This is a genomic window from Nonomuraea sp. NPDC052116, from assembly GCF_040680035.1.
GTDB classification, from domain to species: Bacteria; Actinomycetota; Actinomycetes; order Streptosporangiales; family Streptosporangiaceae; genus Nonomuraea; species Nonomuraea angiospora_A.
This window is the reverse complement of record NZ_JBFAWA010000023.1, coordinates 22330-46864: the sequence shown is the minus strand read 5'-3', so window position 1 is coordinate 46864 and position 24535 is coordinate 22330. Positions and strand designations below refer to the sequence as shown.

The window sequence follows — 24535 nt, the reverse complement described above, 5'->3', positions numbered from 1 at the left end:
GTCAGCTCCTCGGCGAGTGGAAGGTGACGTTGAGTTCCCCCTTGTCGGCGCCGACCGTGATGGTCGAGCCGTCGGGGACGTCGCCGGCCAGCAGTGCGCGGCCGATCCTGGTCTCGACCTCGCGGGCGATGAAGCGGCGCAGCGGCCTGGCGCCGTAGACGGGGTCGTACCCCTGGTTGGCGATGAGCTTGCGCGCGTCCTCGGTGACCTCCAGCGTGAGCCGCCGCTCGGCCAGGCGCTGCCTGATGTCGTTGAACATCAGCTCGACGATCCGCTCGATCTCCGCCTCGGTCAGCGGCTTGAACAGCACGACGTCGTCGATCCTGTTGAGGAACTCGGGGCGGAAGTGCCGGCGCAGTTCCGCCATCACCCCGTCGTGGGCCTCGGGCTTGATCTCGCCGTCGGGGGTGATCCCGTCGAGCAGGTGGTGCGAGCCGATGTTCGAGGTCATGATGATCACGGCGTTGCGGAAGTTGACCGTGCGGCCCTGCGCGTCGGTCAGCCGGCCGTCGTCGAGGACCTGCAGCAGCGTGTTGAAGACGTCCGCGTGGGCCTTCTCGATCTCGTCGAACAACACCACCGAGTACGGCTTGCGCCGCACCGCCTCCGTGAGCTGCCCGCCCTCCTCGTAGCCGACGTACCCGGGAGGGGCGCCGACGAGGCGGCTGACCGTGTGGCGTTCCTGGTACTCGCTCATGTCGATGCGGACCATGTTGTCCTCGGTGTCGAACAGGGCCGCCGCGAGTGACCTGGCCAGCTCGGTCTTGCCGACCCCGGTCGGCCCGAGGAAGAGGAAGGACCCGATGGGGCGACGGGGATCCTTGATGCCGGAGCGGGCGCGGATGATGGCGTCGGCCACCAGTCGAACGGCCTCCTCCTGCCCGACGACCCGCTCGTGCAGGATCTGGTCGAGCTTGAGCAGCTTGTCCCGCTCGGCCTCCTGCAGCCGGGACACGGGAATGCCGGTCCAGCGCGAGACGATGTCCGCGATCTCGTTCTCGGTCACCACCTCGCGCAGCAGCCGCTGCCCGTGCTGCCGGCTGCTCAGCCGCTCCTCCTCGGCGCGCAGTCGGCGCTCCAGCTCGGGGAGCTTGCCGTGGCGAAGCTCGGCGGCACGGTTGAGGTCGTAGTCGCGTTCGGCCTGCTCGGCCTCCCGCCGTACGTGCTCGATCTCCTGCCGCAGGCTCTGGACCTTGCGCAGGGCCGAGCGCTCGGCCTCCCACTGCGCCCGCATCGCGTCGGCCTCGGAACGCAGGGCGGAGAGCTCCGTGCGCAACTCGGCGAGCCTGGCCCGGCTGGCCGGGTCCTCCTCCTTCTCCAGGGCGGCCTCCTCGATCTCCAGCCGCCGCACCCGCCTGGTCAGGGCGTCCAGCTCGGCCGGCATGGAGTCGATCTCGGTCCTGATCATCGCGCACGCCTCGTCGACCAGGTCGATCGCCTTGTCGGGCAGGAACCGGTCGGAGATGTAGCGGTGGCTCAGCGTCACCGCGGCGACGAGAGCGCTGTCCTGGATCTTCACGCCGTGAAAGACCTCCAGCCGCTCGCGCAGGCCACGCAGGATCGAGATGGTGTCCTCGACCGAGGGCTCGTCGATCAGCACCGGCTGGAACCTGCGCTCCAGGGCGGCGTCCTTCTCGATGTGCAGGCGATACTCCTCGACCGTGGTCGCGCCGATCATGTGCAGCTCGCCGCGGGCCAGCATCGGCTTGAGCATGTTGCCCGCGTCCATGGCTCCCTCGGTCGCCCCGGCTCCCACCACCGTGTGCATCTCGTCCACGAACAGCAGGATTCGGCCCTCCGCCGCCTTCACCTCGTTCAGCACGGCCTTGAGGCGTTCCTCGAACTCCCCGCGGTACTTGGCGCCCGCCACGAGCGCGCCCATGTCCAGGTTGAAGACGGTCTTGTCGTGCAGCCCCTCGGGGACGTCGCCGTTGGCGATGCGCTGGGCGAGCCCTTCGACGACGGCCGTCTTGCCGACGCCGGGATCGCCGATCAGCACCGGGTTGTTCTTGGTCTTGCGGGAGAGGATCTGGATCACCCGCCGGATCTCCGTGTCCCGGCCGATCACCGGGTCGAGCTTGTCCGCCCGAGCATCGGCGACCAGGTCGCGTCCGTACTTCTCCAGCGCCTCGTACGCGACCTCGGGCATGGCCGAGGTGACGCGCTGGTGACCGCGTACGGAGGTGAGCGCCTCCAGGAACCGGTCCCTGGTCAGCCCCTGCTCGTGCAGCAGCCGACCGGACACGGTCGTGGGTCCTTCCTCGATCAGGGCCAGCAGCAGGTGCTCAACAGAGATGTACTCGTCCTTCAGCCGGCTCGCCTCCCGGTCGGCGGCGTCGAGCAGCCGCGACAGGCGCTGGGTGACGAACACCTGGCCCGGCGCCGCGCCCGGCCCGCTGACCTTGGGCCGCCGCGACAACTCGGCCTCCAGGTCGGCGTGCAGGCGCCGCGGATCGGCTCCGGCCTGCTCCACCAGCCTGGGTGCCAGACCTTCCGGCTGGTCGAGCAGGGCCATCAGGAGATGCTCGCCGTCGACCTCGGTGTGGCCGAAGCGCAGGGCCTTGGTCTGGGCGTCGTGCAGGGCTTCCTGCGACTTCTGCGTCATCCTGTTCGGGTCCACTCCAGCCCCCTAACGTCGTGAGAGGCCGCGCAGGGCGGCCTCCAGCTCCTCGATCCGGTCGAGGAGATCGATCACCACGCCGATCGCGGCGTAGTTGATGGACAGTCCCTCGTGCAGCCGCTGGATCCGGGCCGCGGTCGCCACCTGGGAGGGGGCGAAGCACAACTCCCCCCTGGCGTTCCTGGTCGGCTCCAGCAGGCCGAGCGTCACCAGCCGGCGCACGGCCTGCGGGTGCAGGCCCGTGGCCCGCGCGTAGGAGTCCAGGTCGAGCCGGATCGGGCGGACGATCGCGTACGTCATGAACGCCCCCTCGGGTCGAAGTGAGAGACGGCGGCGAGCTGCTCGAACAGGCGCCGCTCCTCGTCCGTGAGCCTGGCCGGCACCATGATCCGGACCTCGGCGAAGAAGGCGCCGGGCGCTCCGCGCGGATTTGGCATACCGCGGCCCTTCAACCGCAGGCGGCGGCCCGAGGACGTGCCCGGCGGCACCTTCACCTTCGCCTCGCCGCCCGGGGTGTCCACCGCGACCGTGGCGCCCAGCGCCGCCTCCCACGGAGCGAGAGGCAGCGAGGCGTGGATGTCGCGGCCCTCCACGCGGTAGCGGGGATGGGGGGCGATTCGCGTGATCAGGAGGAGGTCGCCGGCCGGCGCTCCGTCGCTTCCATGCCCGCCCTGGCCGGCCAGCCTGATCCGCTGACCGTTGGTGACCCCGGGTGGGATGTTGACCTCCAGTCGCCTCCCGCCGGGTAGCGTGATGGTGCGCCGCCCGCCGTGGTAGGCCTCCTCAACGGAAAGCGTCAGCTCCGCCTCCTGGTCGGCACCGGGCACGGGGCCCCAGTGCCGTCTGCCCCGGCCCCCGAACATGCCGCCGAGCAGGTCCTCCAGGTCGACTCCCTCGCCGAAGTCGAAGTCCCCGGGCCGGGCCTGGCGCCACTGGCCGCCCGCGCCGGCCCGCGCGCCGGCGCCCGCACGGGCGCGGGCCCACTCGGCGGGGTCCACATCGGGCGGCACCTGGCGGAAATCGTGCCCGAACGCGTCGTAGCGGCGGCGCGTCTCGGGATCGGAGAGCACGGAGTACGCCTCCGAGATCTCCTTGAACTTGTCCTCGGCGCCGGGATCCTTGTTGACATCAGGGTGATAGGCGCGCACGAGCTTGCGGTAGGCCCGCTGGATCTCGTCGGCGTCGGCGTTCCTGCCCACGCCGAGCACCTCGTAGTAGTCGCGCCGTGGGGCCATCACTCCACCTTCTTCGCGACGGCCACGATCGCCGGCCTGAGCTGCCGCTCGGCATCGCCGTAGCCGGGACGGAGCACCTCCACCACAGTGCCCGGGTCGGCATCGGCCCGCTCGACGGTGGCCACCGCCTCGTGGCGGGCGGGATCGAAGGGCACGCCCGCCTCGTCATGGCGGGGGTAGCCGAGCTTGGCCAGGAGGGCGACAGCCTGGTCACGCACGGCCCGTATCCCGTCGAGTACCGCGTCCGCGCCGCCGTCGCCCGCGTGGCTCAGCGCGAGCTCCAGGTTGTCCAGGATGGGCAGCCACTCGGCCGCCACCCTCGCCCGTTCCTCCGCCCTGATCCGCTCGGCGTCGCGGGAGATGCGCTTGCGCAGGTTGTCCAGGTCGGCGACGGCACGCAGCCAGCGGTCCTCCAGCTCCGCGAGCTTCGCGTCGGTCTCCGCGGGCGAGATGGCTTCCTCACCCTGCGCGCCGGCCTGGGCCTGGGGTGTGTGCTCGTTCATGTCACTCGGGCTCCGACGTCGTGAACTCGGCGTCGATCACGTCCTCCTCACCGCCAGGGGCACCTTCCGTCCTGTCCTGCGGCGGCACGCTGGGCCCGCCGCCCGCGGCGGCTCCGAGGCTGTGATAGACCTGCTGCAGCTCGCCGCTGAGTGTGCGCAGCCGGTCGATCGGCGCCTCTTCCTTGATCGCCTGCCGGGCCTCCTCCACGAGCTGCCCGGCCCTCGCCTTCTCGTGCACGGGAACCGCGTCGCCCAGCTCCTCCATCCGGCGCTCCACCTGGTACGCGACCGAGTCCAGCTCGTTGCGCGCGTCTATGGTCTCGCGGAGCCTGACGTCCTCCGTACGGTGCCGCTCGGCGTCGGCGACCATCCGCTCGATCTCCGACTTGTCCAGGTTGGAGCTCTCGCTGATGGTGATCCGCTGCTCGGCGCCGGTGTCCTTGTCCCGTGCCGAGACGTTGAGTATGCCGTTGGCGTCGATGTCGAAGGTGACCTCGATCTGCGGCACCCCCCGCGGCGCGGGCCGGATGTTCTCCAGCCGGAAGCGCCCGAGCACCCGGTTGTCGGCGGCGCGCTCACGCTCGCCCTGCAGGATGACGATGTCGACGGCGTTCTGGTTGTCCTCGGCCGTGCTGAAGACCTCGGTACGGCGCGCGGGAATGGTCGTGTTGCGCTCGATCACCTTGGTCATGAGCCCGCCGAGCGTCTCGACGCCCAGCGACAGAGGCGTGACATCGAGCAGGACGACGTCCTGCACCTCGCCCTTGATGATCCCCGCCTGGACAGCCGCGCCGATCGCGACGACCTCGTCCGGGTTCACCGTCATGTTGGGCTCCTTGCCCTCGGTGAGCCGGCGCACGAGATTCTGCACGGCGGGCATCCGGGTCGCCCCGCCGACGAGGATCACCTCGTCGACGTCCACGGGCCTGAGCTTCGCGTCCTCCATCGCCTGCTTGACGGGGGCGATGCAACGCTCGACCAAGTCGGCGGTGATCTGCTCGAACGTGGAGCGCATGAGCGTGGTGTTGAGGTGCTTCGGCCCCGAGGCGTCCGCCGTGATGAACGGCAGGCTGATCGTGGTCTGGGTGACCTCCGAGAGCTCCACCTTGGCCTTCTCGGCCGCCTCGAAGAGCCGCTGCAGGGCCTGCGGGTCGTTGCGCAGGTCGATGCCCTGGTCCCGCTGGAACTCGTCGGCCAGGTGGTCGACGATCCTGCGGTCGAAGTCGTCGCCGCCGAGGTGGCCATCGCCGGAGGTCGCGCGGACCTCGACCACGCCTTCGCCGATATCCAGGATGCTGACGTCGAAGGTGCCGCCGCCCAGGTCGAACACCAGCACGGTCTCGTTCGTCTTCTTGTCCAGCCCGTACGCGAGCGCCGCCGCCGTCGGCTCGTTGATGATCCGCAGGACCTCGAGCCCCGCGATCCGCCCCGCATCCTTGGTCGCCTGGCGCTGGGCGTCATTGAAGTACGCCGGAACGGTGATGACCGCCTCGGTCACCTTCTCACCGAGGTATTTCGCCGCATCGGCGGCCAGCTTCCGCAGGACGAGGCCGGAGACCTCCTCCGGCGCGTACTGCTTGTCGCCGACCTGGAAGCGCACAGCTCCCTGGGGTCCCTCGACCACGTCGAAGGAGACCGCGTGGATCTCGCTCTTGACCTCGTCGAAGCGGCGGCCGATGAATCGTTTCGACGAATAGATCGTTCCCTTCGGGTTCAATATGGCCTGGCGGCGGGCCATCTGGCCTACCAGCCGTTCGCCCTGATCGGTGAAGGCCACCACGGACGGCGTCGTCCGCGAACCCTCCGCGTTGGGCAACACCGTGGGATGGCCGTCCACCGTGGCGGCGATCACCGAGTTCGTGGTGCCGAGATCGATGCCGACTGCTTTCGCCATTACTCGCTCCCTCGTACTGCTATCCACTCATCGCCCGGAGCAGCTCATGGGCCCTGGCCACGTGTTCCGAATCGACGAGAACCTCGTACTTGTCGGCCACGAGGGTGCTCTCGGAGACGAAGTCCCGCCGGCCGCCCTGGACGGCGTGCGAGACCAGCCCGAAGATCGATCCCGCCACCGCGCCCCACACCAGCCCCCAGAGCACCAGAGGCAACGCTGCCGCGGCCGTGACCGAGAAAATCGCCAGGAACAGACCGATGAGCAGCCCGAACCAGGCTCCGGCGGCCGCGCCCCATGCGGCCGCGCGCAGAAGAGTCATCCGCGCGATAACCCGCTCCACCGAGCGCAGCCCGGCGCCGACGATCAATGTCCCCTGCACGGGGAATCCATGGTCGGCCAGGTAGTCGACGACTTTCTGCGCCTCCTCGTAGCTGCGGTAGCTCCCGATCGGTTCCCGGTTGGTGGTGGCGGGGCCTGACGACGCGACGGGCACGACTCCTCCTCTCCCCGCCTCAGGCGGAAACCTCGATGTGCTTGGGCTTGGCGGCCTGCGCCTTGGGCACGGTGATGGTCAGCACACCGTCGGACAGGTGAGCCTCCACGCGGTCGGCGTCGACGTCTCCCGGGAGCGTCGTGCGCAGCTCGAACTGGCCGGTCCTGCGCATCTTGCGGTGCCGGCGCTGACGCTCCTGCTCCTCGACCTGCCCGGTGACGATCAGCTCGCGCTCGGACAGCTGGACGTCGATCTGGTCCTTGCGCGCTCCGGGGACATCGATCTCCACGATGTAGGAGTCTTCAGTCTCCGACACGTCCGCCATGGGCACCCAAGCCCCCATGCCGCCATCGCCGGGAAGAGCGCCCAGAGCCTCGCCCAGAGCCGCGTTCATGAGCTGTCCGAGCCTGTCGTAGGTGTCTTCGATCTCGCGGGCGGGGAACATCTCGCCGCCCCTGCGACGTACTGCGAGCAGCGCCATCTGGACCTCCTGGATGGGTTCCTGAATAGGCCGAAAAATATGACGACCTACATTTCCGAACCTGGCCCAGGCGTCTCGCGGGCACATCCCCCAGCCGAGTAGTCATCGCCGCGACTCCGTGCGACCCGTGCGCCGCGGCCGCCGCCGGGCGAGGCGTCCCTCGACTGCTCCGCCGCGAGCCGCGCGAGCTCGACCCGGGATCTGATGCTCAGCTTGCGGAAGACGTGCCTCAGGTGGAACGCGACCGTGTGCACACTGATGAACATCTGTTCGGCTATCTGCGGGTTGGTCCATCCGTCCGCCGCAAGCAACGAGATGGCGTGCTCGGTCTCGGTCAGGCTGTCCCAGCCGGAGACCGGGCGTTCGGCGTAGCTCCAGTGGCGGTGGCGTACCCCCATTCCGCGCAGTCTCTGGCGGATGCGCGCGGAGTCCCGCAGGGCGCCGATGTCGTGATACAGGGCCAAGGCGCGGTCCAGGCTCTCGGCCGCCGCCACGCGCTGCCCGGCGGTGGAGAGCAGCATGCCGAGATCCTCCTCGGCGGAGGCCCGCGCCCACACGTCCTCGGTCCGCCCGGCGGCCAGGGCCAGCGCGTCGCGATCCCCGTCGAGCAGGCCCCTGGCATGCGCCGCGGCGGCGGCAAGCGTGGGAAACTCATGGTTGGCCCGGCCGAGGGCCTCGACGGCGGCCACTACGTGCTCGGCCGCCGCCCGGTCGCCGGCGGCCAGGGCGAGCCGGACCATCCAGGGGCCGGCGGCGGGCTCCATGCTGAGCAGCAGCGGGCGGGGCAGCTCTGCGAGCAGGGGCATAGCGCTGCGCGGCCCGTCTCGTGCCTCCGCGAGCTGCGCGGACAGCAAGGCGTGCCGGAAACGAGCCTCGGCCGTGCCCCCGGGCTGTTCCGCGACGTGATGCGCCACCCCCTGCAGGTCGCCGCGCCGCAGCGCGACTGCGGCGAGCACGGCGCGGGCCGCCGCAGCCGAAAGCGGCGTGATGAGCGCACCGGCCAGGTCCAGGGCCCTATTCGCCTGGGTGACCGCGTCATCGAAACGGCCCGCGAGCAGCTCCAGGCGGGCCTCCAGCGCCGCGGCGTCCGCCGCCCAGGCCAGATGACCGTGGCCGAACATGTCCTTGCGTGCCTGGCGGAGCATCGTCCGTGCCTCGTCCAGCCGGTGGATGTCGACGAGCACGGCGACGGTGGCCAGGCAGGCCTCGTAGCGGCGGTCCTCGGGCGCCTCGGCGGCGGCCAGCCGTCCGGCGCTCTCCGCCAGGGCCAGCGCGGCCGTGAGCCTGCCCTCGTGCCGCTCGGCGGTGGCCAGGGCGACCAGCGCGGCGGTCCTGGCCGCGGGACCGTATCGATCCGTTCCGTCGATGACCTCCTGCGCGAACGACCGCGAGCCGGCGTCCTCCCGCAGGCGCACCGTGGCGTACAGATGCACGAGGGTCGCCCGCTCGCGTACGTGGCGGGGGAGGCCCGGCACCGCCAGCACCGTCTCGGCCTCGCGGATCGCCTCCTCACCCCGGCCCGTCAGGTACATGGTGTCCGCGAGCAGGCAGCGCAGTTCGGCCACCCCGTACACGGAGCCGTGCTCGGCGAGGCGGCCACGCACCATCTGCTCGGCCTCGTCCAGCCGGCCACTGGCGACCGCCGCGTCTATGTCGGAGAAGGCCGGGCCGGTGAGCAGGCCAGCCGACCCCGGCCGCTCAGAGCCCATGAGAACGCCGGACTGGTCGAGCAGGGTCTGCCGCACCGATGAGGGGATGCCCGCGGCGACGACGTTCCCGACGAGTTCGTGACGGAAGGCGAGGCCGTGCTCGCTCACGAGGAGGATGCCCGCGGCCGTGGCCTCCTCCGTCATCGGGAGCAGCGCGGCGGGCGTGGTGTCCAGCAGCGACGCGGCGTGCTCCAGCGACAACGAACGGCCCAGCACTGCGATCGTCTCCATCAGGCTCCTGGCCTCCGCGCTCAGCGTGTCGATCCAGCGCCGCACCACCATCCGCAGCCGGTCGGGCATGTGGGCCCGCGCCGCGTCCCCCAGCAGCCCTTCCTCGCGCAGCCCCGCGAACAGCTCGGTGATCAGCAGCGGATTGCCTCCGGCGGCCGCCGCCAGCGCCCGCGTCGCCGGGTCCGGCGACCGCCCGAGCGTGTCCTGCGTCAGCGCCGCGACCGCGTCCGGTGACAGCGGCGCGAGCGTCACCCTGTCGGCCCCCTCCCGCTCCAGGATGTCGAACAGCGACACGGCCTGGCCCCCGTCCAGCACTGTCGAGCGGCTCATCATCCAGCCGATGGGCCAGTTGGCCAGCCGGTCGTGCAGGCTGTGCAACGTCCTCAGCGTCACCGGGTCCGCCCGTTGCAGGTCGTCGAGCGCGGCCAGCACCGGTGACGTGGCCAGCTGCTCGAACCCTGCCCGCAGCCGCTCCAGGACCGGCGGACCGAAACGGGCGGCGGTGTCGCCCGCTTCCGGCTCAGAGCGCAGATCGAGGGCCTCCAGCAACATGCCGCACGGGGCGACCTCGCCCAGCTCCTCCACCCTGCCGTGGACAACCCCGATGCCGCGTTCAGAGGCCTCGGCGACGGCTTCGGCCAGCAGCCGGCTCTTCCCCGATCCGGGTTCTCCGTCCACCAGCAGCGTCCCGCCCGCACCTCGCAGCAACACCCGCAGCAGGCCATCGACCTGACGCCACTCCCGATCGCGTCCCCGCATGCTGTCCCCCCATGGCCGCCTGCCACGACGGGGAACGGTGAATCCCAAGCCCGCCAAGATCTTTCACACCCGCGGGGGACCACTACCCGGCTGGGGGATGTGACCTCCCGTCCGCCGCGCCGAGCCTTGAGCCGAGGCATGCCCAAGGATGTAAGGAAGGGGTGAAGGAGATGGCGGAGACCGGTTATGCGCCGTTCAACCGTACGGTCGACAAAACGAACCGCGTGCTGCGAGAGATCGAGGAGGCGCACGGCTGGACTCCCGAGCACCGCAACCAGTCCTACGCCGCCCTGCGCGCCGTGCTGCACGCCCTGCGCGACCGGCTGACCGTGGACGAGAGCGCCCACCTCGCCGCCCAGTTGCCGCTGCTGATCCGCGGGGTCTACTACGACGGCTGGCGGCCGAGCACCGTGCCGGTCAAGGCCGATCGCGAGGAGTTCCTCCACCGCGTCTGCGGCGAACTGGCCTTCGACCTCCAGGAGAGCGAGGAGGACCTGGTCAAAAAGGTTTTGCAAGCACTCAAGAGGCACATTACCGACGGTGAGTGGGAGGACGTGAAGTCCACCATGCCGAAGGACCTGGCCTCGATCCTGCCCTGATCGCCAGCCTGAACTCCGATTGGCGACTACATCGGCCGGGGTACCTTGGCTGCGGGGGCTCGATGGGATGTTGGAGCGGTGAGGTCTGGGTCCAGGGGACGCGCGGGGAAGCGCGTCATGTCGGTGAGGCGCGTGCTGACATCGCTGGGGGCCGGGGTCGTCATGGCGGCCGGTGCCTGGCGGCTGGGGGTCCCGGAGTTGTCGCCGCTGCTCGGCTGGGGTGTGGCCGCGACGGTGGGCCTGGTCTGGGTGTGGCTGATCAGCTGGCCCAAGGATCACCATGACACCAAGCGGTTGGCCCAAGAGGAGGGCGACGCTCGCTCCACCGACACCGGCGTTCTGATCGGCGCGGTGGCCAGCCTGGGGGCGGTCGCGCTCGCCCTGGTCCGCACCGCCAGTCACACCCCGCTGACGACGGCCCTGGTCATCCTGAGCATGGTGACGGTCGTCGTGTCGTGGGGCCTGGTGAACACGGTGTTCGCCTTCAAGTACGCCAGGCTCTACTACGTGGACGAGGACGGCGGCATCGACTTCGGGCAGGAGGATCCGCCGGCGTACAGCGACTTCGCCTACCTCGCGTTCACGATCGGCGTGACCTTCGGTGTCACCGACAACCGTGTGGTCAGCACGCATATCCGCAAGGTCGCCCTCGCGCACGCCCTGCTGTCCTACTTCTTCAGCACCGGCATCCTGGCCGTGGCCATCAATCTCGTCACCGGCCTGGGCCAGTAACTCCTGGTCAGGGCGATCCGCTCGGGGTAGGGCCTGGACATGCGTATCGCCCTGGTCGCCGATCCTGACCTGCCCACCGAGCTGGCTGTGAGGGTGGCGCGCGACCTGCCCGGCCGGTTGCGGGAGCGGCTCGGCCCGGGCTTCGACTGGCAGGTGTGCGCGTACACCGCTCCCCTGGCGGCGGAAGAGCAGGTCGACATCTCAGCCATGCTCACCGCTGTCCGTCCGCACCTGCCCGAGTCCGGCTGGGACGTCGGGATATTCCTCACCGACCTCCCTCGCCGGCTGGGCCTGGACGCGGTGAGCGCGGAGGTCAGCACCGGCGACCGCGTCGCCCTGCTGTCGTTGCCCGCCCTCGGCACCTTTCACCTGGTCGGCCGGACCTTGGAGGCCGTGGTGAACGTCGTCGGCCTGCTCGTCCTCCCGCCCACCGGCTGTGACCGCCTCCCTGCGATCGGCCGTAGGGTGGAAGGAGACACCGAGCCCGGCCGGGTCGTCCCCGATCGCTACGTCATGCCCGGCCTGCGCGGGCGGGCGCGCCTACTCGCCGGCATGGTGCGGGCCAACCGCCCATGGCGGCTGTTCACCTCGTTGTCACGGGCGCTGGCGGGCGTGTTCGCCACCGCCGCGTTCGGCGTGATCAACGACACCGCCTGGAAGCTCTCCACCGCGCTGGACACCTGGCGGCAGTCGCTGATCATGGTGCTGTCCATCCTCGCTCTCGCCGCATGGATCATCGTCGACCACGAGTTGTGGGAGCGTCCCGACGGCAGGGTGCCCAAGGCCCGTGCCCACCTCTACAACACCGTCACCCTGATCACCATCACACTGGGCGTGCTCTGCCTTTACGCGGTGCTGTTCGTGGTTCTCACCGGGGTCGGCGCGCTTGTGCTGGTACCTGCCCTGCTCTCGGAGACGCTGAACCATCGATGGGGCGTCACCGACTACCTGGCGCTGGCCTGGTTCCTGACCTCCAGCGCGATGGTGGGCGGCGCCTTCGGCTCCGGGCTCGAGGACGACGGGACCGTTCGCAAAGCGGCCTACGGCCAGCGTCAGCGCGACCGGCTCGCAGAACAACAGAACGTCTGACCACTCGGCCGAAGTCGCCGCCTGGGCCGGAGTGGGTGCCCGCGACCAGAGCGCATGGGGCCGTCGAGGGGGTAAAGGCCGCCCACCGCGCGAAGGGATGAATGGCGCATGGGATCGCGAACGAGGCTGCAGGCCGGTTCGGGCGGCAGGGGCGGTGGCTGCGGGCCACGGTGCCATGCTGTGGCTCATCGTCCTCACCGGGGGGCACATCGTAGGTGCAGCCACGGCCCAAGGGCTTAGTCGCCTTCCATCAGTCTGTGCGATGGACACCGCAGCACCGCTCAGTCCGGAAATTCGTACCCTTCCTGAGTGGGCGGTGATCTCGATGACGGTTCCTGTCGAGCCCGCCGACGGAACACGGATCAGGCCCAGCTCTGGCGTCGGCGGAGCTCCCGCAAGCGTTCCCTACACGGGCGATAGCGTCGGATCGGTGGATCCGATAGACGACGACTGCAGACGTCCTTGCGCTGGCTGCGATGGCGGCCGTCGCCCGCGCCGCCGATCCAGCGACATCGCCCGGCTGGGCGCGCACCCCCGAGGAGACACTGGCCGTCTACCGCGCCGCGAGCGGGGTGTCCGAGCTGGGCAGATGATGGCTGGCACCGCACCGGACCGGGAGATTCGCGCGCGCCGGACCGGGGGTATGGGCACCCTGTACGACGGTCGCCAGCACACACAGCACGATCACAGGTACTGCCCATGAACAACCCACCGGACACATCAGGTGCGCCCGGACCTTCGTCTCCGGCCGACGTCACGGTACACAAGGTCGCCCAGAGGTCGGAGAACAGACGGCTGCTCGCCATGCTGACCGCCGCCGAGCACGGGATCCTCTACCTGGTGTCGTTCGCGCTGCTGGCCCTGGGTGTCGGCATTCTGGCCCTGATGATCCTCACGATTGTCCAAGGAGGAGCGTCCGGCGCTGAGAAGATCTTCGTGTGCACGACCTTGCGCGACAAGGGGGTACGGACGTGCGCCGAGCCGGTGTGGTTCAATCGGCCGTAGGCCAGTCCGGTTGAGTCGTTCAGACATGACGAGGGACCTCGGCCGGCGCCGAGGCCCCTCGTCGTTGTCGCGGTAGGGGATTAGAAGTCGAATTCGCCCTTTTTCGCACCGTCAATGAATGCGGCCCATACCTCGGGTCGAACGACGAAGGGGGCCTGGTCAGGCGCTTCGGTGTCGCGAATGCCGACACGGCCGCCGGACAGTGGTGCGACTTCGATACAGTTTCCGCCGTTTCCGGTCGAGCATGTCGCCTTGCGCCAGGCCGCTGTCTCCAGCTCGGCCGTCAGGTCCATTTCTCCACCATCTTCCTGATGAATTCGACCGACGCCCTCTGGGGGAGAGCATCCGCCCTGATGGCGTCCAGCTTCATGGTAACCAGCTCAACCACCTCGGCGTAGCTCGTCACGACGGGCTCGGCAGCGGTCTCCAGATAGACCGTGTGACGGACACCGTTGGGCGCTTGCGCGATGACGATACCTCCGCTCAAGCCGGGATTGGCGCCCAGCGGACAGATCTGCACGGTAATGTGCGGGACTCGCGCCGCTTCCAGCAATCGCTCCAGCTGTTCCCGCATGACTCCGGGGCCGCCGATGGGCCGGCTGAGCACCCCTTCATCCAGCACCACCAGGTAGCGAGGAGGATGGGTGCGGGTCAAGATCTTCTGCCTGGCCAGGCGAGTGGCGACGAGGGCATCGATGCGTTCGCTGTCGTAGCCGGACTCGCTTTCCAGCAAGGCACGAGCGTAGTCGACCGTCTGCAGCAGCCCCGGGACCACCAGAGGCTCCCAGGTGCGCAGGGACTGAGCCTGTTCTTCCTCCTGAAGCCAGGGGGCGAACCAGGTGGGAGCCGTGTCGCGATGGTGTGACAGCGATGCCCACACTTCACGCAGTCCGGAACCGAGCGCCTTCTCGCACTCGCTGAGGAACTGTTCGGTGGGCGAGCGCTTGCCGACCTCGACCGCTCCTATCTGACTGGATGAGTATCCGGCGCGGCGGCCGAGCTCTGCTTGGGTGAGCTGCGCCTCTTCACGCATGCGCCGCAGTTCGGCGCCGAAGGCCGCCGTCCTGCTCGCGTTCGGATCAAGTTTGCGTGCCGCGGGCATGCTCCACCTCCCCATGATTATTGCCACACCGACCGCGCATCCGACACCCAGGAATGCGACAACCTGTCGGATGAATGGCGGTGAAAACTGTCCCACAAATTACTGCCGAGACGCAAAGCTATGGAGATATCACTGGGAGTCAAGAGGCGCGGAAGCCTCTATCCTACAGATGATCTCGGAGACGGCGTGGCATACAAGAGCCACAAAGTGAACAAAAGCGGCAGGGTGGCGGCTTACGTGAATTCGCATTCATGTCCGGCAGGTATGGGGTCCGGTGAATGGCCTGGCCCTATGTCGGGCCGGTCAGGTCGCCGCCGTTCGGACCGATACGAACCACGACGTCATCGGCCTGCCGCGAGGGACCATCCACGAGCTGATCGCCCATGCTTCCGACCACGCCGCCGCCGATGCTGAGGCCATGAGCCACCTCTGGCGGTATCGAGCTCACGATAAGTCCAGAGCCCAGACGCGTTGCGGCTCGCGGCAGTCGATCTGGAACCGCCCGCACAGCTTTGGTGAGCACCACGTTTCAAGCGCCGAATCTCTGCCTGGAGCGTGGGCGGAGGCCGACGATAACGATGCTCACATTCGTTGCATGAAGGACGCAGTTGGAGATCGAGAAGTAGCGAGGCAAATCCGGTGATCTACATATCCGTAATGACCGAATGTCATGAACTCGGCGTTATCCAACTGGCGCGCGATGAGCGGGCGCCGTATCTGGCACGGGAAGCGGTCACTGCCTGGGCAGGCGCCGAGCATCCAGCCCGGGAAATCTTGGTCTTGGTGGCATCCGAGTTGGTTACCAACGCCGTCAAGCATGTTGCTCTCGAAATCGGCCCCGGCAGCGACCTCGACGGGATCGAGGTCAAACTGTCCCAGGGGCGGGATTTCCTGCGGTTGGTCGTGACCGATCCTGGGTCGGCCTGTTCGACACCCTCGTGTATCCCGATGCAAGCGTCGAACCTGTACGCGATGCAGGGGCGGGGGCTAGCGATCGTGGACCGCCTGTCGCGCGGGCGGTGGGGAAGCCACCAGCTGCACGCAAGCGGGCACCGTGTCGTGTGGTGCCACCTCGACCTCAGCCCTACCCCGGCAGAGCTCGAAGAACTCTTCCGCGCCTCCGTCTAACCGGCTCTTCCGGGGCCCATCACCGTCCCATCCCGCCCTGGATGCTTGCTGTCACCGAAGAACCGGAGCACTGCGTGCAGTGTCACCACCTGGTCCTGCTTGTCCCGGTGCCTTCTCCTCGGGTTTCGTCGGCTGGGTCACCACCGGTCCCTGCGCTGACCGGGCGCAGTGATCGTCGCGAGGCGCGACCTCGGGCCGAGGGCCATAAGGCTGCTCTGCGCTGACCCCGCCGGCATCTCTGGCCGGCTGCTCATCCCGCTCGCGGTTTCGACAGCGACCTCCCTCAAGCCCAGTAGCCGCCCCGCAGTTTCCTCACCAATGGAGTCCCTTGTCATGTCTCGCCAGAAGACGATCATTGTGTTGGCTGTGTTCCTAACCGCCGGCGACATCGTCTTCGCTTTGCTGGCCCCTGCCAGCATGACCAAGCCGGTCTCTCTGGTCCTGGTCATTGCCCTGCTGATCGGCTACCTCTCCGCCGCTCTGCGGTCGATCTACCGCACCCGGCGAGCCGCCAGCCACAACCAGGCCCACCCGGAACACCCCCAGCCACCGTACCCGCCCGCCCCGTGAACAACAGGCCACCCCTCTCCCAGCCCCCGTCGATCCTTTGGAGCCAACCATGCCCGAGCCTGTTACCCCCGCCATAGCCGCGCAAGCCGTCACCCACCTCACCAACCTGCAGAAACTACTGCACGATCTCGGCCTGCACGCCCGCCTGCTCACCCCGGACGAACGGCTACCGTGCCTACGGGTGATCAACCCCCAAGCCACCACCCTGTCGGAGATCATCTCCGCCGCCCCGATGGACGACCAATGGCTGTTTTGGTGGTCATGGCCCGAGCCCATCAACGACGTCACCGACCCCGCCACAGCCGCCAAACGCATCTGCCACGTCCTGGCCGCAACACCGTCGGGCACCACATGACCACGACGCCCGATGCCGACCCCCGGCATCCCAAGAACGCCCGTTAGCAGCGGGGTTGCATCCCTTCAGGGTGCCTACGTGCCCGGTTGCGAAAGCGCCTGGCACCCACGGTCACCCTTCAAAGGGGTCGCACGAAGGCCTCGGTCAGCCGCCCCCTCAGCAACGATCAGCACGATCCGCAGTTCGCAGGAGCGCATCGGAAGATGATCCCTCGCCTTCTGAGATCGCCGCCGCCGAACCCCCGCGACGTGACCAAGACGTCCGGCAGCAACGCCCTCTTTTTGCGTGCTGCTGTCGGGCTCAGGCCCTGTGGATAAGACGCGGATGCACCACATCCCTGGGGCCGCATCATCCCTCCCTTACCTGCAGGACCCCTCCCTATAGAGAGGCCAGGTGCGGAAGATCACGGAGGCAGATCGGCCGAGCGAACCACGGCCGACCTGTCTCCCCGGCCACATCTACTCCCCGAAGGTCCCCCTCCCGGACGTCACTGTGGCCGCCTTGCCCGTGGCAGGTGGATCACCGAGCCCTCAACCTTCCCAGACGTGTCGTTCGCCCTCGGCTTGGGGTCTGTTCCGGGCCGGGCGGTGCGGCGTCCCGGCGAGGCCGACGACGGTGCCGGGGAAGGTTGGGCGGCGAGCAGTGCGGCGGTCGCCTCGGCTGCCGCGGCGGCGGCTTCGGGGTAGACGCTGGTGTAGGTGTCGCGGGTGAACGCCGACGAGGTGTGCCCGAGCGTTTCCTGCACAATCTTGATGTCCACCCCGGCGGCGAGCATGGCGGTGGCCGCTCCGTGGCGCAGGTCATGCAACCGGATCGGCGGCAGACCAGCTTCATAGCACAGCCAGTAGAAGCGGTCGGTCACGTGCTGTGGGTGCAGCGGCCGGCCCAGCTCATCGGTGAACACGAATCCGGACTCGGCCCAGTCTCCGCCGACCGCGAGCCGTTCCCGGGCCTGACGTTTCTTGTGCTCTTTCAGGATGGCCATCGTCTCGGCATCCACCGCGATCTCCCGGTCACTGGCATCGGTCTTCGGGGTGCCCTGGATCGGATCCCAGCCGAGCTGGGTGATCTGCCAATGCACGCCGATCCGCGACTGCTCGAAGATGACGTCCGGCCACCGCACCCCGACCCCCTCACCGCGCCGCAGGCCGCGTACCGCAATCAGCCGATACAACGCGAACAGCCGATCCCGGCGGGCGTAGGTGAGAAACGCCGACGTCTGTTCGGGGGTCCACACCATCACCGGCGACGGACGCGGAGCGCCGATGTAGGCGGCGATCGGGTCGACTCGCTTGCCTTCGCGAGCTCGCTTGAGCCGGTCGGCGTGCTTGGCGTGGTCCTTGCGCCACTGGGTGACCTTCTCGTCGGTCCAGATGACGGGCTTGGGGCGTACGGCGGGAGCCAGTTCAACGACGGCGGCCGGGTTGAAGTCCAGCAACCGGTCCTGGCAGATCGCGACGTTCAGCGCGTGCCGCAAGGTGGCGCGGATGCGATGCAGGGTGGTCGGGCCGACCGGACGCCGATAGCGGACCGATGCCACGCGGGCAGGGTCGCCGCTGGCTCGCTCGGCGGCGATGATGTCGTTGAACTCCTCGATCGCATCGAACATGCCCGCGATGTCGGAGACCCGGAGCCGGTCCAGCCGGATATCGCCCAGGTAGGGGTTGAGGTAGAGGCGGACATGGGCCTCGTAGGAACGTTTCGTCGTCTCCTCGATCGCGCGCTTGCGCCCCAGGAACTCCCCCAGCCATTCGGCCACGGTGATGTGCCGGTTCAGGTCTTGGCGGGTGCGGACCTTGCGCCGCACCTCTTCGGTGTCGGGCAGGTTTTGGTGTCCTTGAGGACCGACAGCATCAGCTTGGTGATCTGCCTCCGCACGGCGGGATCGTTGTCGAGGGCGAGCAGGCCGCGGGCGTGGTCCAGTTCGGCCTCGGCGTCCTCCAGGGTGGCGAATCCGCTGCGGCGCAGCGGGCTACGCCGCTTGCCGTCGGCGTGTGCGGGCAACTCCAGCTGATAGGCCCACGTGCCGTGAGTGGTGCTCCATCGCTGTCGGCCGTCTCCGTGCGGGCGGCGCAGTTTGGGGCAGGTCTTGCTGATGTTCTTGCCGGTCTCGGGGTCGATGCAGCTGCAGATCTTGAACGTGGTGCCCTTGGCGACTTTGAGCTCCTTGCTCGCCGCCTTATCCGGGTCTTTCGCCATCGTGGTCATCCTTCCTCGCATGCGGGGCGGCTCTCGCTGCCGCCCTCGTTCGTGTGGTCGAGTAGCGCCCGCAGCCCGCGCACCGGCACCGCGTACCGGCCACCGATGCGCAGCACCCGGCACGGAAACTCACCTGCCTTCGCGAGGCGGTATGCCTTGGTGCGGCCCATGCCGAGCAGCCGCCCGGCCGCGAGCAGACTGATCACCTCCGGCGTCACCTGTGCCGGGTAGCCGATTGGGGTTGTGCTGGTCATGCATCACCTCCATGAGCATTGATGAACAGGACATGCGAGTCGCGTGGACCGCGCGTTCCCGGCGGGCTGTGATGGGCGCTACGCCCCCACCCCGGGCCCCGCCCGGCCCCGGGCGCGGGGGTGTGACCGCCGTTCATCGACGGGCGGCCACAGCCCCCGGCTCAGGGTCCGGTACCGGGGCGGGCGGGCGGCAGGCGGTATCGACGCCCACCTCCATGGCCCGCGTCAAGCGAAATCCGCAGGTCCACGCCCGCGCCCCAGCGCCCGGCCCGAATCCGGGCCAGGAACCGGGGGCTACGCGGGGCTACTCCGGCTCGTGGACGGTTGCCAGTGCAGAGCCAGGATCGAGCTCGGCCGACGAACCCTTGGGTTCCTGCTGAAGATCCTTCAGTTTCCGTGAACCCGCCGGTATCTCGGACCGGCGGAACACGAGCAGATCCTCATGGGCGACGGCGTGAATCGGCATGCCGCGTGCCCACCCCTTGCGCGCTTCATGGAGCTGGAAGAACGACGCCCGATTCAGCAACCGGCCCTCGCCGAGCCCACACAGGAGGCACACGATCCGATCCACGAACACCAGCCCGGCCTCCTCGGCCAGGCGGTGGACGTGGCCGGGCAGGTCAACCAACTCGCCGCGTACGCGGTAGGGCCGGACCGTGATCGCCGCGACGCCGCCGGGCCGCAGCAGGGTCACGCATCCGGCCAGGATGCGGCCGAACCCACCTGCTCGACAACTGGCGCATGTTGCATGGGCGTCGTAACTTCCGTGGACCTCGCCGGATGTATCGGGTTCTGGGCGATCCCATGGCCGGCTGTGTCCTACCGCCCGGCTTCGCACCGTCGCCCGGGCGGGCGTTGCTCCCTCAGCAGCGCATCCCTGAGTGCCCCGCCGCCCTCCTGGCTGGAGAGATCTCGTGAGCAGCGAGAGCGACGCGGCTGCCGACGCTTTCGGGACCGAATACGTTCGTCAGCACCAACGACGTTTCCCCGACTGGCTCCTGATGTACTCCCGCGTCGATCGTGGCCTGCTCGCCTTCTACCGGGGTTTCTCCGCCGAAGGCGGCATCCTCGTCGCGGCCAAGCACCCCGAGCAGTTACTGCGTCTCATGAGCGATGCCGCGCAGAAGCAGTGGCGAACCCCGCCGGGCCTTCAGCTGCCCACGCAACCTCGCATCATCGTGGAGAAGCGCTCCGGCCCTGGTACGAGGAATGCAACCCAATGAGACGAGACAAGGACAGCTCCACGCAGGTGCCGATGCCACACTCTCAACTCACCAAGGCCAAGGACCTCCGATGAACAGCGTCATGCTGGCCAGCTTGCACTGGCGATACTCCTTACCCACACCGCATACCGGCAACCCGACCACGCAAGAGCGGGAAGACCTACCCGTGAGCGAGGACCAGGAGCAGTCGAGCCCCACCCCACACGGGCACGCTGACGATTGGAGTGCACATGAGCACGACATCGCGTACCACCCTGCTGATCTTGGACTGCTACACCGTCGAACCCTCCGGCCTGGGGGTTCCGCCGTACCTGTCCACCTACGCCCGAGCCGCCTACGGCGCGCTGCGCACGGCGCAACCGCGCGCCCGGGTCGCCTACCTCACGATCGATGACGTCCGCTGGTGCCTGAACGGCGGCCAGCCACATGAGCGGCCTCCGCTGTCGGATCGGCTCACGAGCGGTGGGCCGGAGACGGCATCACCGCCAACGCGCTGATGCCGGGCAACATCGCGGGCACGTCGCTGGCCCGGCACGTGGACCTCGAGCAGCTGACCGGCTTCATCGACACGACCGGACTGGCGCTGCCCCCGGGGAAGACCGTCGAGCAGGGCGCCGCGACCTCGGTGCTGCTGGCCGCCTCACCGACCGTCGAGGGCATCACCGGCCGCTACTTCGAGGACTGCGCACAGGCCAGGACGGTCACCGAACGAGCCGGTGCCATCGCCGGTGTGGCGCCGTATGCCCTGGATCGGGAGAACGTCGGAAGGCTATGGGCCGTGTCCGAGTCTCTCGTCGGGTAGGGCCTGTCCGGAGCGAAGATCAGTTGCTCTGTTGCCGGAGCTCTCCGTAAGCGGTCGATCCGCTTGGTGCCCCGGCCACGGTGAGCCCGCCCGCCCGAGCCTAATCCGTCTACGTTCTGGCAGAATCCACAGTGTGAAACGAGCGGTGCAGCAGACAACACGCGACCTGCGTCGCCACAACCGCTCGACGCTGCTGTCGTCCCTGTACGTCCAGGGGCCACTCAGCCGCCAAGACCTGATCAAGGAGTCGGGGCTGAGCTCGGCGACCGTGAGCAACGTCGTCTCGGACCTGATCAACGACGGCGTCGTCGAGGAAGCCGGGCTGGTCGGCTCCGACGGCGGGCGGCCGCGCACCCTGATCCGCGTCCGCGGCGACTTCGGCCGGGTCGTCGGCGTGGACATAGGCGAGACCCACGTTCAGATCGGCCTTTTCGACTTCACGCTGGACACGATCACGACGGCGACCTATCCCGTCGCCGGCACCGGCCTGGAGCCGGAGGCGGTGGCCCGGCTGGTCATGGCCGGGATCGATCAGGTCACCTCCGAGGTGGGGCTGGACCCGGCCGAGCTGCTCGGCGTCGGCGTCGGCGTTCCCGGAGTGGCGGCGACCGCCCACGAGCTGGTCTACGCACCCACCCTCGGCTGGTCCGCCGCGCCTCTCGGCGACCTGCTGCGCCGTGACGTCAGCGTCCCCCTGTACGTCGACAACTGCGCCCGCACGCTGGGCAAGGCCGAGATGTGGCGGGGCGCGGGGCGCGGGTCGAGCCGGGCGGTCGTCGCGCTGATCGGCGTGGGAGTGGGGGCCGCGTTCACGACGGCGGCCGATCCCCTCCGCGACGCCACCAGCATGACCAGCGAGTGGGGCCACACGGTCATCAACGTCGACGGCCGACCGTGCCGGTGCGGCTCGCGGGGGTGCCTGGAGGCGTACGTCGGCGCGGAGGCGATCCTCGAGGACTACCAGACCCTGTCCGAGGCCCGGGCGTTCGAGTCCGCAGACACCGAGACGCGCCTGGCCGAGCTGGTGGCCCGGGGGGCGGCGCCCGGGCCAGAGGCCGAGATCCTCGACCGGATCGCGAAATATCTGGGCATCGGCATCGCGAATCTGGTGAACCTGCTCAGTCCCGATCTCGTGGTGCTGGCCGGCTGGGCGGGCGCGACGCTGGGGCCGGCGATCTTGCCCGCCATCCGCGACACGGCCGGCCGGCACGCGCTCCCCTACCTCCGTGGCAAGGTGCGCATCAAGCTCGGCGAGCTCGGCCCTGAGGCGGTGGCCATGGGGGCGGCCACGCTGCCGGTGATGCAAGTCCTCGCCAACGGCGGCTTCCCGCCCAAAGGAGCCCGTGACCTACAGCCCCATTGACCGAATCGCCGTAGGGACTTAACTTAAGTCATGGACTAAGTACCCATGACCGTGGCGCCGTGCGCCACCGGAGATCCCTCGGAGTGCAGATGACGTCTCGTCCGGCCGACAGCCGCCTCTACATCGACGGAGCCTGGCGGCCGTCGGCGTCCGGCAAGGTGGGCGACGTGGAGGAGAAGGCCACCGGCGCCCGCATCGGCGGCTACGCTCTCGGGGACCAGCGCGACGTCGAGCTGGCGGTCGCCGCGGCGCGCGCGGCCCAGCCGGGATGGGCCGACCTCGCCGCCCCCGAACGGGCCTCGTACCTGAAGAAGATGGCCGACTACCTGCGCGCGCACTACGAGGAGCTCGTCACGCTGAGCATGCGGGAGACGGGTGGCGTGCGGGCCAAGGGCGAGGACGAGGTGTCGACGGGCATCCGCCAGCTCGACATCTCCGCCGTCCAGGCGACCGAGAACGCGGGCGAGATCCTTCCGCCGTACAAGGCCGGGAAGCTGTCGCTGTCGCGGGTGGTGCCGCTCGGCGTCATCGGCGTGATCACGCCGTGGAACTACCCCCTCAACCTGGCGATGCGCGCGGTGGCGCCCGGGCTGGCCTTCGGCAACACGATCGTGCTCAAGCCCGCCGAGCTGTCGCCGATCATCGGCGGACAGGTCCTCGCCGAGGCGGCCGACCACGCGGGCCTGCCGCCCGGCGTGTTCAACGTGGTGACCGGCGACGGCCCCGAGGCCGGCTGGCCACTCGCCACCCACACGGGTCTCGACCTGATGGACTTCACCGGCTCGCGTTCGGTGGGCCTGGCCATCGCCGCCGCGGCGGCGCCCGACCTGCGCCCGGTCCGCGTGGAGCTCGGCGGCGACAACGCGTTCCTCGTCCTCGACGACGCCGACGTGGACCTGGCCGCGTCGCACGCGATGATCGCCTCCCTGGAGTTCCAGGGGCAGACGTGCATCAGCTCCAGCCGCCACATCGTCGTTCGGGACGTCGCCGAGGCGTACATCGCGGCCGTGACCCGGCGGGTCGAAGCCCTGCGGGTGGGCGACCCGATGAGCGGCGAGGTCGAGCTCGGGCCCCTGATCAGCACCGCGCAGCGGGACCGGGTGCATCGCGAGATCGTGGAGCCCTCGGTCGCGATGGGGGCCGAGCTCGTCACGGGCGGCACGTACGACGGCCTCTTCTACCGGCCGACCGTGCTGACCGGGGTCACACCGGAGATGCCGGCGTTCACCGAGGAGATCTTCGGACCTGTCATCCCCATCACCGTGGTGGACGACGAGGAGGAGGCCATCGCCCTGACGAACGGCTACCCGATGCTGATGAACTCCGTCTTCACGGCCGACCTCATGCGCGGCATGCGGGTCGCGGAGCGGTTGCGGGCGGGCGAGGTGCACGTGAACGACGCGCACGCCCGGCACGGCGCCGAGAACCAGATGCCCGGCTTCACCCGCCGCCAGTGGATCGGCGTGCAGCGGACGCCGATCGCCCTCCCGGCGTGGACCGCCGACCCGGCGGGCCAGGCGTGAGCGCCGCCGGACGCAGCGCGCTCATCGTCCGCGGCGGCTGGGAAGGGCACTCCCCGGTCGAGACGACGGAGTTGTTCCTGCCGGCCCTGACAGAGGCGGGCTTCGCGATCAGCATCAGCGAGGACCTGGACGTCTACCAGGACCGGGACCTGCTGGCGGCGACCGATCTGATCGTCCAGTGCTGGTCGATGGGGAGCCTGACCGAGGAGCAGTCGGCCGGCCTGGTGTCCGCGGTCCACGCCGGCACCGGGTTCGCCGGGTGGCACGGCGGCGTCGTGGGCACGTTCAACGAAAGCCTCGACTACCTCCGCATGGTCGGCGGCCTGTTCCTGCACCACCCGCCGGACTTCCTCGACTACCGGGTGACCATCGCCCCCGAGCAGGCCGTCCATCCGATCGTCGCGGGGCTGGGAGACTTCGACGTCACCACCGAGCAGTACTGGATGCTCACCGACTCCCTGAGCACGGTGCTGGCCCGCACCCGCATCGAGCCGGAGAACGGCGGCCATGGGGGCGAGCCCGTCGACATGCCCGTGGTCTGGACCCGCCGCTGGGGCGCGGGGAAGGTCTTCTTCTCCGCCATCGGCCACCGGCCCGCCGACCTGACGGCACCCACCGTACGCACGCTCACCGAGCGCGGCCTGGTGTGGGCCGCCAGGTGAACGC

General features: G+C 69.2%; 27 protein-coding genes. 13 read left to right on the top strand and 14 right to left on the bottom strand.

The genetic code is table 11. From position 1 onward, the window contains the following. Nucleotide 1: 1 nt before the first annotated feature. From clpB to AB0L65_RS37210, 8 genes are read right to left on the bottom strand one after another with little or no spacing between them, the layout of a single operon-like run. Nucleotides 2-2620 (bottom strand): ATP-dependent chaperone ClpB, encoded by a 2619-nt coding sequence (clpB, locus tag AB0L65_RS37245; RefSeq protein ID WP_357753727.1) that lies wholly within the window; start codon nt 2618-2620, stop codon nt 2-4. 9 nt (nt 2621-2629) lie between these two features. Further along, entirely contained in the window at nt 2630-2920 is a 291-nt protein-coding gene (locus AB0L65_RS37240) for a chaperone modulator CbpM (protein WP_344985676.1), read from the bottom strand. Beyond that, nucleotides 2917-3855, bottom strand: a complete 939-nt coding sequence (locus AB0L65_RS37235) for a DnaJ C-terminal domain-containing protein (protein ID WP_364255413.1) — start codon at nt 3853-3855, stop codon at nt 2917-2919. The genes AB0L65_RS37240 and AB0L65_RS37235 overlap by 4 nt, the downstream gene beginning before the upstream one ends. Beyond that, nucleotides 3855-4358, bottom strand: a complete 504-nt coding sequence (locus AB0L65_RS37230) for a nucleotide exchange factor GrpE (RefSeq protein WP_364255410.1) — start codon at nt 4356-4358, stop codon at nt 3855-3857. The genes AB0L65_RS37235 and AB0L65_RS37230 overlap by 1 nt, the downstream gene beginning before the upstream one ends. A gap of 1 nt (nt 4359) precedes the next feature. Further along, nucleotides 4360-6252 (bottom strand): molecular chaperone DnaK, encoded by a 1893-nt coding sequence (gene dnaK / locus AB0L65_RS37225; protein WP_364255407.1) that lies wholly within the window; start codon nt 6250-6252, stop codon nt 4360-4362. 19 nt (nt 6253-6271) lie between these two features. Then, entirely contained in the window at nt 6272-6745 is a 474-nt protein-coding gene (locus tag AB0L65_RS37220; protein ID WP_364255404.1) for a general stress protein, read from the bottom strand. Nucleotides 6746-6764: 19 nt separating this feature from the next. Next, a complete protein-coding gene (locus AB0L65_RS37215; protein ID WP_364255401.1) occupies nt 6765-7226 on the bottom strand; it encodes an Hsp20/alpha crystallin family protein in 462 nt (153 codons plus the stop codon). A 47-nt stretch (nt 7227-7273) separates the two neighbouring features. Next, the gene (locus AB0L65_RS37210; RefSeq protein ID WP_364255398.1) at nt 7274-9925 is read right to left on the bottom strand and encodes an AAA family ATPase; all 2652 of its coding nucleotides are present in this window, start codon (nt 9923-9925) and stop codon (nt 7274-7276) included. Between the two features lie 170 nt (nt 9926-10095). Between AB0L65_RS37210 and AB0L65_RS37205 the strand changes: the two genes are divergently transcribed. The 4 genes from AB0L65_RS37205 to AB0L65_RS37190 all read left to right on the top strand — a co-directional run bounded on the left by AB0L65_RS37205 (nt 10096) and on the right by AB0L65_RS37190 (nt 13350). Beyond that, a complete protein-coding gene (locus AB0L65_RS37205) occupies nt 10096-10524 on the top strand; it encodes a DUF2267 domain-containing protein (RefSeq protein ID WP_364255851.1) in 429 nt (142 codons plus the stop codon). A 117-nt stretch (nt 10525-10641) separates the two neighbouring features. After that, nucleotides 10642-11256, top strand: coding sequence for a DUF1345 domain-containing protein (locus AB0L65_RS37200; protein ID WP_364255395.1), 615 nt, complete (start codon nt 10642-10644; stop codon nt 11254-11256). Between the two features lie 39 nt (nt 11257-11295). After that, nucleotides 11296-12345, top strand: coding sequence for a hypothetical protein (locus AB0L65_RS37195; RefSeq protein ID WP_364255392.1), 1050 nt, complete (start codon nt 11296-11298; stop codon nt 12343-12345). A gap of 699 nt (nt 12346-13044) precedes the next feature. Beyond that, the gene (locus AB0L65_RS37190) at nt 13045-13350 is read left to right on the top strand and encodes a hypothetical protein (RefSeq protein WP_364255389.1); all 306 of its coding nucleotides are present in this window, start codon (nt 13045-13047) and stop codon (nt 13348-13350) included. An 80-nt stretch (nt 13351-13430) separates the two neighbouring features. Here the strand turns inward: AB0L65_RS37190 and AB0L65_RS37185 are convergent, their stop codons facing one another. Beyond that, the gene (locus AB0L65_RS37185; RefSeq protein ID WP_185067896.1) at nt 13431-13643 is read right to left on the bottom strand and encodes a DUF397 domain-containing protein; all 213 of its coding nucleotides are present in this window, start codon (nt 13641-13643) and stop codon (nt 13431-13433) included. After that, the gene (locus tag AB0L65_RS37180) at nt 13634-14452 is read right to left on the bottom strand and encodes a helix-turn-helix transcriptional regulator (RefSeq protein WP_364255386.1); all 819 of its coding nucleotides are present in this window, start codon (nt 14450-14452) and stop codon (nt 13634-13636) included. Before AB0L65_RS37180 ends, AB0L65_RS37185 begins: the two co-directional genes overlap by 10 nt. A gap of 639 nt (nt 14453-15091) precedes the next feature. Here AB0L65_RS37180 and AB0L65_RS37175 point away from each other — a divergent pair. From AB0L65_RS37175 to AB0L65_RS37165, 3 genes are all read left to right on the top strand, one after another. After that, entirely contained in the window at nt 15092-15580 is a 489-nt protein-coding gene (locus AB0L65_RS37175) for an ATP-binding protein (RefSeq protein ID WP_364255383.1), read from the top strand. Nucleotides 15581-15913: 333 nt separating this feature from the next. Continuing rightward, on the top strand, nt 15914-16150 hold the full coding sequence (locus AB0L65_RS37170; RefSeq protein WP_364255380.1) for a hypothetical protein: 237 nt from the start codon (nt 15914-15916) through the stop codon (nt 16148-16150). 49 nt (nt 16151-16199) lie between these two features. Continuing rightward, entirely contained in the window at nt 16200-16505 is a 306-nt protein-coding gene (locus AB0L65_RS37165; protein ID WP_364255377.1) for a hypothetical protein, read from the top strand. 487 nt (nt 16506-16992) lie between these two features. Here AB0L65_RS37165 and AB0L65_RS37160 read toward each other — a convergent pair whose 3' ends face one another. From AB0L65_RS37160 to AB0L65_RS37145, 4 genes are all read right to left on the bottom strand, one after another. Further along, nucleotides 16993-18312, bottom strand: coding sequence for a tyrosine-type recombinase/integrase (locus AB0L65_RS37160; RefSeq protein WP_364255374.1), 1320 nt, complete (start codon nt 18310-18312; stop codon nt 16993-16995). Then, nucleotides 18279-18704, bottom strand: coding sequence for a hypothetical protein (locus AB0L65_RS37155; RefSeq protein WP_364255371.1), 426 nt, complete (start codon nt 18702-18704; stop codon nt 18279-18281). Before AB0L65_RS37155 ends, AB0L65_RS37160 begins: the two co-directional genes overlap by 34 nt. 5 nt (nt 18705-18709) lie before the next feature. Continuing rightward, nucleotides 18710-18958 carry a helix-turn-helix domain-containing protein gene (locus AB0L65_RS37150; protein ID WP_364255368.1) on the bottom strand — a complete coding sequence of 83 codons (249 nt, stop codon included), beginning with the start codon at nt 18956-18958 and terminating at the stop codon, nt 18710-18712. Between the two features lie 304 nt (nt 18959-19262). Beyond that, complete coding sequence (locus AB0L65_RS37145) at nt 19263-19652, bottom strand: hypothetical protein (protein WP_364255365.1); 390 nt, start codon at nt 19650-19652, stop codon at nt 19263-19265. Nucleotides 19653-19872: 220 nt separating this feature from the next. Here AB0L65_RS37145 and AB0L65_RS37140 point away from each other — a divergent pair, with 220 nt between their 5' ends. The 6 genes from AB0L65_RS37140 to AB0L65_RS37115 all read left to right on the top strand — a co-directional run bounded on the left by AB0L65_RS37140 (nt 19873) and on the right by AB0L65_RS37115 (nt 24531). Further along, nucleotides 19873-20181, top strand: coding sequence for a hypothetical protein (locus AB0L65_RS37140; protein WP_364255362.1), 309 nt, complete (start codon nt 19873-19875; stop codon nt 20179-20181). A gap of 230 nt (nt 20182-20411) precedes the next feature. Next, nucleotides 20412-20678, top strand: coding sequence for a hypothetical protein (locus AB0L65_RS37135; RefSeq protein WP_364255359.1), 267 nt, complete (start codon nt 20412-20414; stop codon nt 20676-20678). Next, nucleotides 20678-20983, top strand: coding sequence for a hypothetical protein (locus AB0L65_RS37130; protein WP_364255356.1), 306 nt, complete (start codon nt 20678-20680; stop codon nt 20981-20983). Before AB0L65_RS37135 ends, AB0L65_RS37130 begins: the two co-directional genes overlap by 1 nt. Nucleotides 20984-21116: 133 nt before the next feature. Beyond that, nucleotides 21117-22346, top strand: coding sequence for an ROK family transcriptional regulator (locus tag AB0L65_RS37125; protein WP_364255353.1), 1230 nt, complete (start codon nt 21117-21119; stop codon nt 22344-22346). Between the two features lie 89 nt (nt 22347-22435). Beyond that, nucleotides 22436-23869: an aldehyde dehydrogenase family protein gene (locus AB0L65_RS37120; RefSeq protein WP_364255350.1), complete on the top strand. Its 1434-nt coding sequence runs from the start codon at nt 22436-22438 to the stop codon at nt 23867-23869. Next, the gene (locus AB0L65_RS37115) at nt 23866-24531 is read left to right on the top strand and encodes a ThuA domain-containing protein (protein WP_364255347.1); all 666 of its coding nucleotides are present in this window, start codon (nt 23866-23868) and stop codon (nt 24529-24531) included. The genes AB0L65_RS37120 and AB0L65_RS37115 overlap by 4 nt, the downstream gene beginning before the upstream one ends. Nucleotides 24532-24535 lie beyond the last annotated feature (4 nt).

Coding starts and splice junctions, on each gene's coding strand:
- AB0L65_RS37190 (WP_364255389.1), top strand. CDS start 13,045: ATGAACAACCCACCGGACACATCAGGTGCGCCCGGACCTTCGTCTCCG.
- AB0L65_RS37235 (WP_364255413.1), bottom strand. CDS start 3,855: ATGGCCCCACGGCGCGACTACTACGAGGTGCTCGGCGTGGGCAGGAAC.
- AB0L65_RS37240 (WP_344985676.1), bottom strand. CDS start 2,920: ATGACGTACGCGATCGTCCGCCCGATCCGGCTCGACCTGGACTCCTAC.
- AB0L65_RS37210 (WP_364255398.1), bottom strand. CDS start 9,925: ATGCGGGGACGCGATCGGGAGTGGCGTCAGGTCGATGGCCTGCTGCGG.
- AB0L65_RS37215 (WP_364255401.1), bottom strand. CDS start 7,226: ATGGCGCTGCTCGCAGTACGTCGCAGGGGCGGCGAGATGTTCCCCGCC.
- AB0L65_RS37230 (WP_364255410.1), bottom strand. CDS start 4,358: ATGAACGAGCACACACCCCAGGCCCAGGCCGGCGCGCAGGGTGAGGAA.
- AB0L65_RS37185 (WP_185067896.1), bottom strand. CDS start 13,643: ATGGACCTGACGGCCGAGCTGGAGACAGCGGCCTGGCGCAAGGCGACA.
- AB0L65_RS37155 (WP_364255371.1), bottom strand. CDS start 18,704: ATGGCGAAAGACCCGGATAAGGCGGCGAGCAAGGAGCTCAAAGTCGCC.
- AB0L65_RS37120 (WP_364255350.1), top strand. CDS start 22,436: ATGACGTCTCGTCCGGCCGACAGCCGCCTCTACATCGACGGAGCCTGG.
- dnaK (WP_364255407.1), bottom strand. CDS start 6,252: ATGGCGAAAGCAGTCGGCATCGATCTCGGCACCACGAACTCGGTGATC.
- AB0L65_RS37200 (WP_364255395.1), top strand. CDS start 10,642: ATGTCGGTGAGGCGCGTGCTGACATCGCTGGGGGCCGGGGTCGTCATG.
- AB0L65_RS37165 (WP_364255377.1), top strand. CDS start 16,200: ATGCCCGAGCCTGTTACCCCCGCCATAGCCGCGCAAGCCGTCACCCAC.
- AB0L65_RS37135 (WP_364255359.1), top strand. CDS start 20,412: ATGAGCACGACATCGCGTACCACCCTGCTGATCTTGGACTGCTACACC.
- AB0L65_RS37180 (WP_364255386.1), bottom strand. CDS start 14,452: ATGCCCGCGGCACGCAAACTTGATCCGAACGCGAGCAGGACGGCGGCC.
- AB0L65_RS37195 (WP_364255392.1), top strand. CDS start 11,296: ATGCGTATCGCCCTGGTCGCCGATCCTGACCTGCCCACCGAGCTGGCT.
- AB0L65_RS37205 (WP_364255851.1), top strand. CDS start 10,096: ATGGCGGAGACCGGTTATGCGCCGTTCAACCGTACGGTCGACAAAACG.
- AB0L65_RS37170 (WP_364255380.1), top strand. CDS start 15,914: ATGTCTCGCCAGAAGACGATCATTGTGTTGGCTGTGTTCCTAACCGCC.
- AB0L65_RS37130 (WP_364255356.1), top strand. CDS start 20,678: ATGCCGGGCAACATCGCGGGCACGTCGCTGGCCCGGCACGTGGACCTC.
- AB0L65_RS37150 (WP_364255368.1), bottom strand. CDS start 18,958: ATGACCAGCACAACCCCAATCGGCTACCCGGCACAGGTGACGCCGGAG.